At 39.5% G+C, this 15,467-nt stretch carries 9 protein-coding genes; 4 read left to right on the plus strand and 5 right to left on the minus strand.

The features are described 5' to 3' along the window. Window positions 1–2: 2 nt before the first annotated feature. Together hemC and hemA are read right to left on the minus strand one after the other, a co-directional pair. The gene (hemC, locus tag SJY45_RS13850; RefSeq protein WP_400071431.1) at window positions 3–1,586 is read right to left on the minus strand and encodes a hydroxymethylbilane synthase; all 1,584 of its coding nucleotides are present in this window, start codon (window positions 1,584–1,586) and stop codon (window positions 3–5) included. Then, window positions 1,583–2,839: a glutamyl-tRNA reductase gene (gene hemA / locus SJY45_RS13855; RefSeq protein WP_400071433.1), complete on the minus strand. Its 1,257-nt coding sequence runs from the start codon at window positions 2,837–2,839 to the stop codon at window positions 1,583–1,585. Before hemA ends, hemC begins: the two co-directional genes overlap by 4 nt. Window positions 2,840–3,045: 206 nt before the next feature. Here hemA and SJY45_RS13860 point away from each other — a divergent pair, with 206 nt between their 5' ends. Both SJY45_RS13860 and SJY45_RS13865 read left to right on the plus strand, forming a co-directional pair. Further along, window positions 3,046–3,936, plus strand: coding sequence for a helix-turn-helix transcriptional regulator (locus SJY45_RS13860; protein WP_400074355.1), 891 nt, complete (start codon window positions 3,046–3,048; stop codon window positions 3,934–3,936). Window positions 3,937–4,106: 170 nt separating this feature from the next. After that, window positions 4,107–6,917, plus strand: coding sequence for a ThuA domain-containing protein (locus SJY45_RS13865; protein WP_400071435.1), 2,811 nt, complete (start codon window positions 4,107–4,109; stop codon window positions 6,915–6,917). Window positions 6,918–7,106: 189 nt separating this feature from the next. On the opposite strand, the gene SJY45_RS13870 is transcribed toward SJY45_RS13865, so the two are convergent. From SJY45_RS13870 to SJY45_RS13880, 3 genes are all read right to left on the minus strand, one after another. Then, complete coding sequence (locus SJY45_RS13870) at window positions 7,107–7,952, minus strand: N-acetylmuramoyl-L-alanine amidase-like domain-containing protein (RefSeq protein WP_400071437.1); 846 nt, start codon at window positions 7,950–7,952, stop codon at window positions 7,107–7,109. 28 nt (window positions 7,953–7,980) lie between these two features. Further along, on the minus strand, window positions 7,981–11,505 hold the full coding sequence (locus SJY45_RS13875; protein ID WP_400071439.1) for a TraB/GumN family protein: 3,525 nt from the start codon (window positions 11,503–11,505) through the stop codon (window positions 7,981–7,983). A 127-nt stretch (window positions 11,506–11,632) separates the two neighbouring features. Further along, window positions 11,633–12,709 (minus strand): mechanosensitive ion channel family protein, encoded by a 1,077-nt coding sequence (locus SJY45_RS13880; RefSeq protein ID WP_400071441.1) that lies wholly within the window; start codon window positions 12,707–12,709, stop codon window positions 11,633–11,635. A gap of 263 nt (window positions 12,710–12,972) precedes the next feature. Here SJY45_RS13880 and hemH point away from each other — a divergent pair, with 263 nt between their 5' ends. Next, window positions 12,973–14,004 (plus strand): ferrochelatase, encoded by a 1,032-nt coding sequence (hemH, locus tag SJY45_RS13885; RefSeq protein ID WP_400071443.1) that lies wholly within the window; start codon window positions 12,973–12,975, stop codon window positions 14,002–14,004. A gap of 42 nt (window positions 14,005–14,046) precedes the next feature. Next, the gene (locus tag SJY45_RS13890; RefSeq protein WP_289038008.1) at window positions 14,047–15,435 is read left to right on the plus strand and encodes an MATE family efflux transporter; all 1,389 of its coding nucleotides are present in this window, start codon (window positions 14,047–14,049) and stop codon (window positions 15,433–15,435) included. Window positions 15,436–15,467 lie beyond the last annotated feature (32 nt).

A 15,467-nucleotide genomic window follows, 5' to 3' on the forward strand; every position in this document is an offset into this window, starting at 1 on the left:
AATTAATGCTTTCCGTAGGTTTGGTTCACCAGTTCAATAACACTTTCTACAGTGGGTATTTTGGCTACGTGAACCGTTCCAAAGTGTTTCTTTGCTTCGGTAGCCGTAGTTTCTCCAATACAATACGCTGTTTTGTTAGGTGCGTTTTTTTGCAAATAACTCGTAACCGTAGACGGACTAAAGAACATTACACCTTCAACAGTTTCCTCAACGTCTGCCGGTGCATGCTTGGTGGTGTATGCCTCTATCTCATTAACTTTAATGTTGTTTTCAGCAAGTATAGTGGGCAAATCATCAAGCCTTAGGTTACTGCAGAAATAAGTAACCTCGGTACCTTCTATATACTCTACTAAGTACTCGGCTAATTTTTTAGCATCTTTTTCCTGATGCGTAACAGGACCAATGTACTTCTTTATCATGCGTTTGGTCTTTCCTCCAACACAATAGATATTTTTAAATTTCAGCTCCTCTGGAGATATACTCTTAATAAGTGCCTCTACGGCATTTTGACTGGTAAGCACTACATTTTGAATTTCTTTTTTCAATACAAGTGTAGAAATTCGGTTAGGGCTTATTTTAATGAAATCTTCCGATTTTACTTTAATATCCGCATCAAAAAGTTCTTCTTGGGCGGGTGTTAGGTTCTTTGTGGAAAATATTTTAGTGTTTTCTACATTGCCCGTTGCATTGGTCATCAATAGCTTGCCGCCACGGCTAAGAATACTGTTTGCACAATCTTTTGCCAGATAGGAATGTTTGCCCAATGGCGCAGTAAATTCCGCTTCTAGCTTTTTCTTCCCGTCTACGGTTAAAAGTACACCTTTAAGGGTTACTTCGTTCTCTTTGTTTATGGTCGCAATCGCACCTATGGGCGCCGAACAGCCTCCTTCTAAAATACGAAGAAACTCACGTTCTAGTTGCGTACATATTTCCGTGGGCCTATGATTTAGTTCTGCACAGGCTTCACGAACAAATTCATCTTCTTCTTTTGCCACCACCATAATAGCTCCTTGCGCAGGGGCAGGTACCATCCATGTAAGTCCAATTGTATTTTCCGGTTCCAGACCAATACGCTCCAGACCTGCAGCGGCGAATATGGCGCCGTTCCAATCGTTGTCCTCAAGTTTCTGGTAACGACTGTTAACGTTTCCGCGAAGGTCTACCACTGTATGGGTAGGATATCTATTAAGCCATTGGGCTTTTCTTCTGAGACTTCCGGTGGCAATGATAGCATCCCTTTCCCCAAGAAATTCTTCATTCTTTTTAAAGGCAAGGATATCCAGAAAGTTGGCGCGTTCCAAAACCGCTGCCTGAACAATACCTTGTGGCAGGGCGGTAGGCACATCTTTCATGCTGTGAACGGCAATATCAATATCATCGTTCAGCATAGCAACGTCTAGGGTCTTGGTAAAAATACCGGTAATGCCCATTTCGTACAACGGCTTGTCAAGAACAAGGTCGCCTGTAGATTTTACGGAAATTACTTTTACTTTATGGCCTAAAGCTTTGAGTTTGTTTTTGACGGTATTTGCTTGCCATAGCGCTAATTCGCTATCGCGTGTACCAATTCGTATGACCTTGCTCATGGAGTGTCGAGTTCGAGTTGAAAGACTTTTTGAATGAGTTCTAGACTAGTGTCTGAATCGACATTATCGTCTTTAAGATGATTTGCGAACTGCTTCGTTATTTTTTGAATGATTCTGTTTGATATTACATCTGCCTGTTGCTCGTTAAAGTCCGATAGTTTTTTGGATTGATAGTCCATTTCTTCGTCCTTCATGGTTTTGAGCTTCTGCTTCAGGGCTTTAATGACAGGGGCAAATTTTCTGGTTTCAAGCCATTGGATGAAATCTCCTTTTACTTCGTCTATAATAACTTCCGCTTTTGGAATGAACTGTTTTCTTCTTTCTAGCGTATCGTCCGTAATTTGGGAAAGCTGATCTAAATGTACCAAAGTAACGTTATCATGTTCTTCTACCGTTTCCGAAACATTCTTGGGAATGGAAAGGTCTAAGATCAAAAGAGGTTTCTTGGTGTGGATAAGATCTTTTGAAATTGTTGGGGATTGTGCTCCCGTAGCAACAATTAATACATCGGTAGACCTAATTTCAGTTTGGAGGTCCCCATAGTCCTTAACTACCAATTGAAATTTACCGGCAATTTTTTCCGCTTTGTCCTTGGTGCGGTTAATAAGGGTAATATGTGTGTTTTTGGTATGCTTGATAAGGTTTTCACAAGTATTCCTACCAATCTTTCCAGTACCAAAAAGTAAAATATTCTTTTCTGAAATGTTTTCAACATTTTCCATAATGTACCGTACCGATGCAAAAGACACCGATGTAGCACCAGAGGAAATTTCTGTTTCGTTCTTGATGCGCTTACTGGCCTGAATGACCGAATTGCAAAGTCGCTCTATAAACGGATTGGCAATACCGTGCTTTTTGGAACGGTTAAAACTTGCCCTTAATTGGCTTATAATTTCAAAATCACCTAAAATCTGACTATCCAATCCTGTACCTACTCTAAAAAGATGGCTAATGGCGTCATTGTTTTTGTACACGTAGGCTACCTCTTGAAATTCTTCAACAGAGCCGGCGGTATTATCACAAAGTAATTTTATAAGTTGAAAAGGATGCTGTGCAAAACCGTTCAATTCCGTTCGGTTACAGGTAGAGGTCACTAAAAGCCCGTCAATACCTAATTCACCGGCTTTGGATAGAATACGTTCCATAGCGGCATCATCCAAACTAAATTTGCCACGAACCTCGGCATCAGCTTTTAGATAGCTTAAACCAATGGTGTAGAACGAGTTATTTTTTGAAATGTGGTAATCTTTCATGAAAGCTCTTTCAAAGCGGAAACAAAAATAAGAGGCTTAACGCTATAAAAATAACGCTAGAGGAACAATAAGTGTCGTTCAGGGTTTTTTTAGTTATATATGAATGTAAATCCGTTGAAAACCAGTATTTTTGTAGGAAATACTGTGCTTAACGGCACATCTATTTAGAACGTTTCTAAATAAAAACAAACCAATTCATGTTTCATATGGAAGCTAAAAATACCGCTCAAGGTTCATTTCAAGAAGTGCTTATAGAGGATGGGTTTTACGTGCTCAAAATTCAAAATGATACCGCAGAAACCCAAAATGTGGTACGTGATATAGATAGTAGTTTTATACAATTTCATTTTTGTTTAAAGGGAAACGCCAAGTTCATTTTTAGTGAAGGAAGGTACAATCTTGAAGTGTCCGAAGAAAACTCTTTGTTGCTCTATAACACGCAGATAGACCTTCCTATGAACCTGCAGCTGGCCCCAAATTCTTGGTTGGTTTCGGTAGTGATGACCATTCGTAAATTCCATTCGCTCTTTTCCAAGGAGGCAGATTATATTCCCTTTTTAAGTGCGGACAACAAGGATAAAAAATACTATGCGCAAGAAGGTGTAAGTCCGGCAATTGCGGTTATTCTTAGTCAGATGATGAATTACAACCTTCACCCCTCTATAAAAGAGTTGTACATAAAAGGAAAAGTGTACGAGCTTATTTCTTTATACTTTAACAAAAGTGATGATGCGGATATAGAACAGTGCCCATTTTTGGTAGATGAGGATAATGTGCGCCGTATACGTAAAGCCAAGGAAATTGTTATCTCTCGTATGGCGGAACCTCCTACGCTAACAGAGCTTTCTGAAGAAATTGGCTTGTCCTTAAAAAAATTAAAGGAAGGTTTTAAGCAGATTTATGGCGATTCCGTGTTCAGCTTTTTATTCGATTATAAAATGGAATATGCCCGTAAAATGTTGGAAACAGGGCAACACAATGTTAATGAAGTAGGACTTAAGGTGGGCTACAGTACAGCTAGCCATTTTATTTCGGCCTTTAAAAAGAAGTACGGAACCACTCCCAAAAAATACTTAATGGCCTCTGCAAATAATTAATACGGCAGAATTAGAGTATCACTTTTGTCATTTTTATATAATTGAAGGTGTCTGCGTTTTATTTTGTTAATAACCTTCGGTAAAAGGTTCATTTTTATCGATGAAATTTCTGAATTTTGCTAGTGAGAAACTATAGTTAGGAATTCAACTTAAACATGTCCCCCTAGAAAATGAAAGAAAGACCCATTGTAGGCCTACTTTCCGCAATATTCGTATGTTTTTTATTCTTTGGAATTGCCTGTGAAAAGGACAAAAGTGACGACCCCGTTGCTATTGCCCCAGATGTGATACCGCCATTGCCTCCCAAAAAATTGGAAACGGTACAGGTTACGGACTCGTCCATTACCGTGTCTTGGGAGTCTGCTAAGGACAACGTTAAGGTGGTGCATTATATGGTCTACCAAGATAGTGTAGAAGTGGCACAGGATACACTAACTACTTATCATGCTGAAAACCTAAAACCAAATACGGAATATGTTTTTGCCGTAAAAGCTACAGATGCTGCCGGGAACAACTCTGAATTCAGTGAAAATATAAAGGTACTTACAGATGCTCTTGTAGCAGAAGATACTCTAGTTGAGAATGATAGCGCAGCAGTTTTCAGTTCAATTTTAAGAGCACCACTATTGTCCGTTGGCAAGGTGTTGAAGAATTCCGTAGAGTTAAAATGGGAATTGGAAATCAACCCTTCTGCAGTTAAGGAATATCGCATATTTCAAGATACGGTCCAGATTGGTAATGTAAGCAATAAGTCTTTCAGCGTAATAGGCCTGGAGGCAGGAGTAGGGTACAATTTTAGTGTGACGGCCATTGATTTACTGGGCAAGACCTCAAAACATAGTAATAGGGTTGAAGTAGAAACTCCACACGAAAATATACCTGAAAAAGATACTATTGCACCTACGGTCCCAACTGATTTAAGAGCTTTGGATATTCTTGAAAATAGTATGAGACTGGTATGGAATAGCGCCAAGGATAGTGTTGGCGTTGCGATTTATACAGTTTATAACGATAGTACTCTTTTGGCAGAGGTTACGGATACTTTGTACGTAGTTGAGGGGTTGGAGGCCAACACCAGATATAGCTTTCAAGTGAGCGCTTCCGATGAATCAAAAAACGAATCGCTGCGCAGTGAACCTATTTTGGTTAGTACGATTAAAGAGGTTAAAGAGGACAGTGTTGTTCTTGGTGCACCAAAAAATTTACAAGTACTTGATTTAGGCGTTACCATGGCCAGTTTTTCTTGGTCACCTGAAAATGATAGTACAACAGTTGCGGAGTATTCTGTTTATTTGGATGAAACTTTAGTGGCAAAAACCGAAAAGCCAGAATATGTGGTTGAAGGATTAACCTCTGGAACGGAATACACTTTGTCAGTGGGGGCGATAGATGAATCTGGAAACCAATCGGAAAAAAGTAGCACATTAAGCTTTACGACCTTAAACGAAAGGGTGGTGTTCAAGGACTCCATTGCACCTACGATTCCAAAAAGTCTAAAAATTGAAGACCTTACCAAATCGTCTTTAAGATTAACATGGAATGCTTCTACGGATAGCATAGGTGTAGCCAATTATAGGGTTTTTCAAAATGAAGATTTTCTGGCTACCACAACGGAAACGAGCTTTTTGGTTGAGAAACTTTCACCAGAGACCCAATATACTTTTTCTGTTTCAGCTTTAGATGAAGCCCAAAACGAATCGGAGCAAAGCGAGCTGGTTTCTATTACTACGGAAAAAGAGGTAGAAGAGCAAAAAATTAGTGATACTACGGCTCCTACCGTTCCGGAAGGTTTGGTCGCTAGTGAAATTACACAGTCTACGGTAGATTTGTCATGGAAAGCGTCACAGGATAGTGTTGGTGTGTCTGGGTATAGCGTGTTTCTGAATGGAAAATTTTTGGCTTCGGCCACAAAAACGGCATATCGTGTAGAAAGCTTGTCACCCAATACCCAATATACATTTTCTGTAGCGGCTTATGATGCGGCGGAAAATGAATCTCAGCAAAGTGCCGCTTTGCAGTTAACTACCGAACCGGAAGTATATGTAGATGATGTTGCGCCTTCTGTACCAACTGGATTAAGGACGGAAGAAATTACGGATACCCAAATAGATTTACGCTGGAATACGGCAACGGATAATCTTGGCGTGACCCAATATATCATTTATCAGAATGGAGAAAGGGTTAAGACGGCTACTGGCACCAGGTCTTCTATGACCGGGTTAACCTCTAATACATCATACAGTTTTAATGTTTCGGCAGTAGATGCAGCTCAAAACGAATCAGAACAAAGCGAGACACTTTCTGCTTCTACTATTGAAGAAGTACAAACAGTAGATAAAATCTTGGTTTTTACTAAAACGGCCGCTTTCCGGCATGGATCTATTGAAAAGGGAGTAGCTACGTTAAGGGCTTTGGGCCAAGCCAACAATTTTGAAGTGGAGCAGACGGATAACGCAAGCAATTTCACCTTTACTAATTTGAGCCGATATAAAACGGTGGTTTTCTTAAACACAACGGGAGACGTTTTGGATGCTGGTCAGCAAAGGGCTTTTGAGAGTTACATTCAATCTGGGGGTAGTTATATGGGTGTGCATGCCGCAACGGACACGGAATATGATTGGCCTTGGTATGGAAAATTAGTAGGTGCTTATTTTAATGGTCACCCGAGCATACAAGAAGCTACACTCAATGTAGTAGATCGTAACCATAGTGCAACTTCTCACTTATCCAGTAATTGGGTGCGAACGGAAGAGTGGTATAATTTTAAAGAAATCTATAGCGGCATAAATCCGTTAATACTTTTAGATGAGTCTACGTACAACGGAGGTACGAACGGAGCCAATCATCCATTTTCTTGGTATCATAGTTATGATGGTGGAAGAGCTTTCTATACTGCGGGAGGACATTCCAATACATCGTATGATGAAGCGGATTTTAGGGCTCATTTGTTAGGCGGATTGCTCTATTGTTTGGGGCGATAATTTGATGAAAGGCATTTATAGGAAAACCAACTCATTGGTCGGTTGTATGGGTTTAAGCCGGCAGCTCCCTTGTTCAGGAGGCGGATTTACGATGCAAAACTTTCGGTGAAAGGGTAAAAGTGCTTATTTCGTTAGGTACAATTTTTTAAAACAAACTAAGGAGTCGGTTCTGAAGGAGGTATTCCAGACTTAATTAACGGGTCTAGCAACCATAATTCCCGTATTTTTCTTGATGCCTTTAAGATATTCTGCAAGTGGCTTTTTTGATACTTCAACTTTCATAGAACCTGTTGAAGCATGTAGCAAATGAATACGCCCATCCTTCTCTCTTGTGGCAATTCCCGTATGTGTAATGTCCAGTCCGTTTATAGATGTTGTTAGAGCAATGATATCTCCGGTTTGTATCAGGTGTTCATTGGCTGCGATTTCATCTTGTGCCAAAATACAAATAGGTTGGTTGTTGAGGTAATTTTCGGAAGCCTTTACTTTTTCAAAATTTTCATCATCGCTTAGAAATGGATAAAGGTCACGATGTGTACTCATAAAGTTAATAGGCTTGGTTATTTCTTTTCCACCAATTTCAGAAGTAATGTCTTTGAGTAATCCTTTCTTTTCGTTGTTGGCAATCCATTCTGAAAAGTAATGTAGACGAGAGGCGTAACCGTCTAATTGGCCATCTTTATAACGAATTTTTTCTAGAGTCTTTGTGAAATCATCAAAACTAGATGTTCCGTTTTTTAGCGTTAGGGCAAAAGCCAATACGTTTTCAACATAAGTAGTACAGTCTAAACCTTGAAGATTAACAACCAGAGTTTCCATTTTTCCAATTTCCAAGGTTTTGGCCACGTATGGTGTACCCATAAACGTTTTTCCAATGGCTACAATGGTTTTTCCGAAGTCTTTTTCCAGAAGCCCATCTATGGCAATAAACTTGTTCTCTACGGCTTGTTTGTCTATAGGTGAGCAAGTAATTTGCTGAGAAAACGATAGGGTAGTTATTAGAAAAAGCAACAAAAAAGCGGCAAATTTGGACATAGTGGGAGTTTAATGTAAAAATACAAATTTATAGCCCATGATGGCCAAACATGCCATACCCATGGGGTCTGTAAATATCTGCGCGCCTTCTGTCCTTAAGTTCAAAGGCTTCGGAGAGGTATTCTATTACATCTTTATCCCTATCCGTATCTTCAATACGCATGGCATCGCTTTCGTAGAAAGGCTTGGTTTGGAGTCCGTTTTCGTTTTCGAACATCAGTAGGTACATAGAGAAATTCTTGTCGTAATCCTCATTGTTGCGCTTTTTGAAAAAATACCCGGTATATTGTTTTTCTTGGAACGAGAAGGTTTTTTGGGCGACAAAAGCAACAGAGTCTTTAATGCGGTTATAGGTTGAACCCTCAAAGAGAAGTGCTTCTGCCAAATGTTGTTGTGATTTATAAGTAGATGGAAAATGGCCTAACATATTTACCTCTTTTAGTTTATTGAATAGGGGCAACCTTCCGTTAAGGTCAGCGGCTAAATCCGTTAACTGTTTTTGTGATACTTGTACTCCGTTTTGTAATAATTGTGCAAAGTAAGTAGCCTGAACGCCAGGGTCTTCAACCTGCGAAATTTGGGTAAAAAAGTGCGATACCTGCTTGTCCGAACGAAAGGGGTAGAGCAGTGTAACGTAGTTTTCTAACAACGTTGTGTTGGTCTTGCTGGTTCTTGGGTTGTAAAAGTCATTATGTGAGTTGGCCAAATCTTTGCCAAGTTGTCTTTTAATGAGGGTCTTGGCATCATTTAAAATTTGGGTTCTGTACTTTTTGTACAGTTTGGATTTTATGGTGTTGCTCGTTAGTAATTTAGATAGTAACGAAAATATAGGTTCTTTATATTCTGGTATGGAACTATAATTTAATAGTTCTGGGTATAGCTTTTTGGCCAATTGCAAATTTTCCCGATACGGTTTAAAAATAAGGCTAATGTTGAACGTGTTTGATAACAGGGGTAAATCAGTTTCCATTAATTCCAATAACAACTTGGTGGAACTTTCGTTGGATTTTTTTGCAATTTCTTGGAGCAAAACTGCCTGTGCCGTAGAATTGTTATAGGATTTGGTGTAAAAACTTCTATAGAATTCGGTGAGGTCTACGTCTTTTAAATCTGCTAATTTTCGAATTAGATGCAGTTGGATCTGTCTTTCCCCATTGACTAGGTCAAATTCCGAAATGTGCTTTTTTAGTGCGTTGGCGTGCTTGGTTTCAAACTTTATAAAACGGTATCCGTCAAGCGCAATACTGTCGTTGGCGCTCAATGCCTTAAAAAACTCAGGTGCTTTGTCCTCAAAGAGGTCACGACCTATTGTAGTATCATTGGGCACAAAATTATTAAAGAATTCATTTATGAATACACTGGGTTTTTCAATTGTGTCCACTACGGCCTTTAGTTCGTACAGAAGTCCATCTTTCAAAATATTTTTCACTAGAATGCCTCTTGTACTGGCCGTATCGGCAAGTATCATCTGTAGTTCATGGTATCCCTTGGGAGAGGTTTTTTTCTCCTCTTTTATTATATTATATTTTTTATGTGCGTATAGTTTTTTACGTAGGCCCCAAGCCGAATCTAAATTTCTGAACATTAAAAAATCATGTGATTTGTTCAGTTCTACGGATACCGCTTCGCCATTTTCATTCCTATAGATGGTTTTCTTGTGAAAGGCGTCGTACGGTTTTGTTTTGGTAGCGCCATGATAATAGTTGGTGCTGCTTTCTACGAATTTGGGAGGTTTAACAGTACTCTTTGTGGTAAAGAACAGGGCGGTGTCTACCACGGTTTCGTAGGGTTTCTGGGCTTCACTATTTTTTAGTTTGAAGGAATCAAAGAATTGTGCAGCCTCTTTTTCATTTTTCCCTACCATACCCAAAAGGTAATATTCCCCTTTTCGCAAAGTGGTCATTAGGTATAGTCGCTTTTGGGTCTTGGCATCCATTTGTGCCGATGAGGTGAGTCTTCTTCCCTCAAAAGAACCGTATTCAGGTTTTAGTTTTAAATCCTGATAAAAACGTTTTTGTATCTGCTTGAGTTCAAAAGTATCGACCTCAATAAAATTAAAATCATTTAAAACCGATTTACGGAGAAAGTAATAATTATCAGTAATGGAGTCATAACCTTCTATCCAACGATTGCCGTTTCTACTGCGGTTGGTAAAGCTGTATAGGGATGGCATTTGGACCTCAAAATCCTTGTATACTGAGGAAACCGTTGTTGGTCTACGGAGAGAATCGTTCCTGAACTTTAGGCTATTAAAAATAGAATCTGAAAATGAGGTAACGTAATCTCCTTCTCCCCCCATTTTAATGATAACTAATTCTAAAGGAGTTTCAAAAATTTGGTACCGTTGGTGGTCGCCGTTCTTAAGCTTATTTCTAATGTCCAACCCTAAAAATTGGCCATTGGTAATGGGCTTTTTATCTACTATTTTTCCCGGGATGTTCTCAAAAAGCAATTTGTCTATTTCTTCTAAGGTAAATACGTTGTCCTTCTTAAGATGCGAATAAGTAGGTATGCGATTAATGACCACAAAACTGCCGTTGGCAAGGTCCGGAGAAACATATGTGGTTTTTCCTATATCAGAAACCGGATATAATTTGTTGGGAAGGTCAATAGTGAAAAAATTGTCTTCCGGGCCATAGGTGTGATATTCGTTTTCGCGTTTCTTTTGCTCGAACTTCAATTTTAGTTTTCTTCCCTTTGATGTGGCTTTGGAAAGTAATGGTCTTACGGTATATCCCTTTTTTCTTAAGAGCGAAATAACACCTTGCTCCCCTGGTAAATGCGCTGCGCCAATACCCGAAAAGACCTTTCCCTTTCGCATGATGGAATCCATCCGATCTACCATATTGGCATTGCGTATGTACAGCATATTTTTCATGTAATAGGGCGTGTACATAGCTCGGTCAATAGAGTCCAATAAGGCTATGTTCCTTTCTCTATAGGCATCTTGAAGCAAGAACATTGGGTCTGACTGCTGCATTTTTTTTTGCAGCCACTCGTCCGGTTTTTGTTTAATGGCGTTAAGACTGGCCCTCCCCACAAGAGCAGCGGACTCCTCCATATCTTCTAAGGCAATGATAGGTTTGTTGAATTTTTTTCCTGCCTGATATATGAACATATCAAGATAGGTTTCCTCCTCAAAATTTTGGGAGTATTCATTAGTGCGGTACAGAATGTTGTTTACAATGCGATCCTCATAGGCTAGATATGCCCCTAGAACTTCTTTGCGCGGATTATCTACCTTAAAAGACCTAGCGTAAAAACCTTTGGTAACAAAACCGGCTTCTGCACCATAGGGACTAGAGCCCATGAGATTTTCTTTTTCCAGCCAAAGTCCGGGATCGGATTCTAGGGCAACCATGTCACTTTGGTCCAACGCATCAAAAAAAACATCATCTAACCTAAAAGCAATTTTTTTGCTCACGTGCATAGTGCCATACAGGTAAGATGTTTTCTCTAAGCCATTTCCCGAAATTTCCCAGAGAAGACTATTTTTTTCTTGGGCCGTTACCGAAAGAGAAATAAGCAATAGAAAAACTGATACAAGTCGCATAAATGCTTTTTTGGTATAGGGGTTCATGTGCCCGGAAACGAGCGCTTTTCACAAAATTAGAAAAGAGCTTGCTGCAGTATATCCCTATAAACCGTTAAAATAAACAATTGGTTTTATGGTATAACGGCTATTCCCTAGTTGTATTTTCTGGGGCTTCCATATTTTCTAAACGTAGTCGGGTGCGGGGCAGACTTTCAGGATAATTCTCCTGTAAAAATGTAATTAATTTTTCACGTACATGCACACGTAAGTCCCATGCAGTAGACGAATCTACGGCGCTCATCAATGCCCGGATTTCTATGTGGTTGGCTTTGGAATCCGTTACTTGAATATTATTTACTTCTCCGTCCCACAGGTCCGTGTTTTTTAGAATACGGGTGAGTTCTTTTCGTAAGGCCTCAAACGGTACGGAATAATCTGTATACAAAAAGACGGTTCCTAAAATATCAGCAGAAGATTTTGTCCAGTTTTGAAATGGTTTTTCAATAAAGTAGGTGGTGGGCAATATCAATCTTCTTTTATCCCAAATCTTCACCACTACGTAGGTAAGCATAATTTCTTCAATGCGCCCCCATTCACCTTCAACTACCACAACATCGTCTAATTTTATAGGTTGCGCCAAGGCAATTTGTATTCCCGCCAAAATGGTTCCTATCATTTTTTGGGCAGAAAACCCAATGATAATTCCCGCGACTCCTGCAGAGGCAAAAATACTGACCCCTATTTCCCTTATGCCGTCAAAACTCATAAGGGCAATACCCACGGCCAGGATGATTATGATAAAAATTACAATGCGTTCCAGAATATTGAATTGCGTGGCTACCTTACGGGCCCTAAGATTATCGGAAGTATTCATGTCATAGGTGTGCATGACATGCTGTTTAACAATTTTAATAGCTTTTATAATCAACCAGGTAAAGGCAAAAATAAAAAGCAGGGTGCTTGTTTTTCTAAAGTAGAATTCCAGATGAGATAGTCCTAGTATCTGCCTTAAGGAGGCCATTCGTAACAAAATGGAAACCAGTATAAGAAAAATAGGTGTGCTAACCGTTTTTACGGTAGAAGACGGAATAAGATACTTAGGATTTTTGCCTAATTTCCTAAGGACTTGTAGCAACATAAAATAGGCGATCAGCAAAACTGTTAATGTTCCTAAGAGCCATAAAAGAGATTGATAGTTGGTATTGAAAAAGTTATTCAGCATAGCAAATCATTAAAGAGGATAATTATACTCTGTTTTTTTTCGTCAATATATCTTAATCGGTCATATAATTGATGTAATCTATAGTAGCATCAAAAAGTATTTTAATAACATTCGCTCTAGATACGTTTCAAGGTGTATTTTTGTCAAAATTATTGGTTTGACCTGTTCAAAACGGGCACTTGAAGATAGTTATATTACCTTAAAGAGTCACTGAGCTTTAAGTTGAATAAACATTTTTAAACCAAGAAAAATATTGCTACGCTATGAAAGGAGTTTTATTGGTCAATTTGGGTTCTCCGGACAGTCCAACATCAAAGGATGTGAAACCGTACCTAGATGAGTTTTTAATGGATGAACGCGTGATAGACGTGCCCAACTGGCTACGGAACATCATAGTTCGCGGTATTATTCTTCAGACCCGACCTAAAAAATCTGCTGAAGCATATTCTAAAATTTGGTGGGAAGAAGGTTCTCCACTGATTGTAATTTCGGAAAGGTTTACGGAAAAGTTAAAAGAGCAGTCGGATATGCCCATAGCATTGGGTATGCGTTACGGTAGTATGACCATAAAGAACGCTTTGCAAGAATTGAACGGTAAAGGTGTGGATGAGGTACTTTTGGTGCCCATGTACCCCCATTATGCGATGTCTTCTTATGAAACCGTTGTGGTAAAAGTAATGGAAGAGCAAGAACAGTTGTTTCCTAAAATGAAAATCACCACCCTTCCTCCTTTTTATAAAAATCCAGAGTATATACGTGTTCTTTCGGAGCGAATTGCAGCAAGTTTGGAAGGCTTTGATTATGACCATATTTTGTTTTCGTACCATGGCATTCCCGAAAGGCACATACGAAAATCCGACCCGACCAATTTTCACTGTAAAATAGATGGTACATGTTGTCAGACCAATTCTGTGGCCCATCATACTTGCTATCGCCACCAGTGTTTTGACACTACAGAATCCGTAAAGGCGTATTTAAACCTGCCAGCGGAGAAGGTCAGTAACTCGTTTCAATCACGGCTACCTAACGATCCTTGGTTAAAGCCTTACACCGATTTTGAATTTGAACGTTTTCCTAAAGAGGGAATAAAAAATCTTGCTGTTATTACACCGGCCTTTGTTGCTGATTGTTTGGAGACTCTAGAAGAGATAGCCATGGAAGGGCAACACCAATTTCAGGAAGCCGGTGGTAAGGGGTATAAGCACATACCCTGTTTAAATGAAAGTGATTCTTGGGTAAGTGTAGTAGCAAAATGGGTAAAGGATTGGCAAGAAACGGGTGCATTACCGGCATAGATTTCTACCAGCCTCTTTTATGAAGTAGATAACTGATATAAAATGGCTAAAGTATCATCGGAACAGTTAGGGTCGGAACCAATTGGTAAGCTTTTGGTAAAACAGGCCTTGCCTGCCTCTATTGGTATTTTGGTGATGTCACTTAACGTACTGGTAGATTCCATTTTTGTTGGTAATTGGATAGGCTCTATTGCCATAGCCGCAATCAATGTAGTACTTCCGGTATCCTTTTTTATTGGAGCTTTAGGAATGGCTATAGGTATTGGAGGGTCCAGTATTATTTCAAGGGCTCTTGGGGCGGATAATTACGAAAAGGCTATAAAGACTTTTGGTAATCAAATTACCTTAACCCTATTGATTACCACCGTAATGGTGGCTTTGGGGCTTTATTACATAGATGTACTTATACCTGCTTTTGGTGGCAAGGGAACCATTTTTGAACCTGCAAAGATTTACTACACCATTGTGCTATACGGAGTGCCGTTTTTGGCCCTTTGTATGATGGGTAATACCGTAATTAGGGCTGAGGGAAAGCCTAAATTTGCGATGATAGCCATGATTATACCCTCCGTAGGGAACCTTCTTATGGACTATATATTCATTTATGTTTTTGATTGGGGCATGGAAGGTGCAGCTTGGGCAACTACTGTTGGATACGTGCTATGTGCGGCATATGTTTTTTACTTTTTTCTATCTAAAAAATCGGAACTAAAACTTAGTCCGGCATGTTTTAGGCTTGATTTGCCCATCATTAAAGAAATTGGGTCCTTGGGTTTTGTAACCTTATCAAGACAAGCTACTACAAGTGTGGTCTACTTACTAATGAACAACATACTCTTTGGCCTTGGTGGAGAGGCTATGGTAGCCGTCTATGCCATTATTGGCCGTATGTTAATGTTTGCCTTGTTTCCTGTATTTGGGGTTACCCAAGGTTTCTTGCCAATTGCGGGATTCAATTATGGGGCAAAAAAATACCAAAGGGTACGAGAGTCCATTAATACCGCTATAAAATATGCGTCCTTATTGGCAGCAGTTGTTTTTATTGGGCTTATGAGTTTTCCGCAAGAAATAGCCTCTTTGTTTTTAAGTGATAGGGCAGGGCAATCTGCTCATGATTTGGCCGCTAATGCGTATGTTCTAGATCATATATCCCTAGCTATGCGGTTGGTGTTTGCTGCAACCCCTATTATTGCTTTACAACTAATAGGTGCCGCTTATTTTCAAGCTATTGGTAAGGCGGTGCCAGCATTACTTTTAACCTTGTCCAGACAAGGCTTCTTTTTTATTCCGCTTATATTGATCTTGCCCAATTACTTAGGTGAACTGGGTGTCTGGCTTTCCTTTCCCATAGCAGATGTGCTGGCCACTATTGTAACGGGTTTCTACTTGAGAAAGGAAATCAAGAACACTTTAGTCGCAAAAGAAGCGTAAACTAGACCTCTTCTTTGACCTTGAATTTCAAT

It is taken from the genome of Zobellia russellii (assembly GCF_044597075.1).
Lineage (GTDB): Bacteria > Bacteroidota > Bacteroidia > Flavobacteriales > Flavobacteriaceae > Zobellia > Zobellia russellii.

Coding starts and splice junctions, on each gene's coding strand:
- hemC (WP_400071431.1), bottom strand. CDS start 1,586: ATGAGCAAGGTCATACGAATTGGTACACGCGATAGCGAATTAGCGCTA.
- hemA (WP_400071433.1), bottom strand. CDS start 2,839: ATGAAAGATTACCACATTTCAAAAAATAACTCGTTCTACACCATTGGT.
- SJY45_RS13860 (WP_400074355.1), top strand. CDS start 3,046: ATGGAAGCTAAAAATACCGCTCAAGGTTCATTTCAAGAAGTGCTTATA.
- SJY45_RS13865 (WP_400071435.1), top strand. CDS start 4,107: ATGAAAGAAAGACCCATTGTAGGCCTACTTTCCGCAATATTCGTATGT.
- SJY45_RS13870 (WP_400071437.1), bottom strand. CDS start 7,952: ATGTCCAAATTTGCCGCTTTTTTGTTGCTTTTTCTAATAACTACCCTA.
- SJY45_RS13875 (WP_400071439.1), bottom strand. CDS start 11,505: ATGCGACTTGTATCAGTTTTTCTATTGCTTATTTCTCTTTCGGTAACG.
- SJY45_RS13880 (WP_400071441.1), bottom strand. CDS start 12,709: ATGCTGAATAACTTTTTCAATACCAACTATCAATCTCTTTTATGGCTC.
- hemH (WP_400071443.1), top strand. CDS start 12,973: ATGAAAGGAGTTTTATTGGTCAATTTGGGTTCTCCGGACAGTCCAACA.
- SJY45_RS13890 (WP_289038008.1), top strand. CDS start 14,047: ATGGCTAAAGTATCATCGGAACAGTTAGGGTCGGAACCAATTGGTAAG.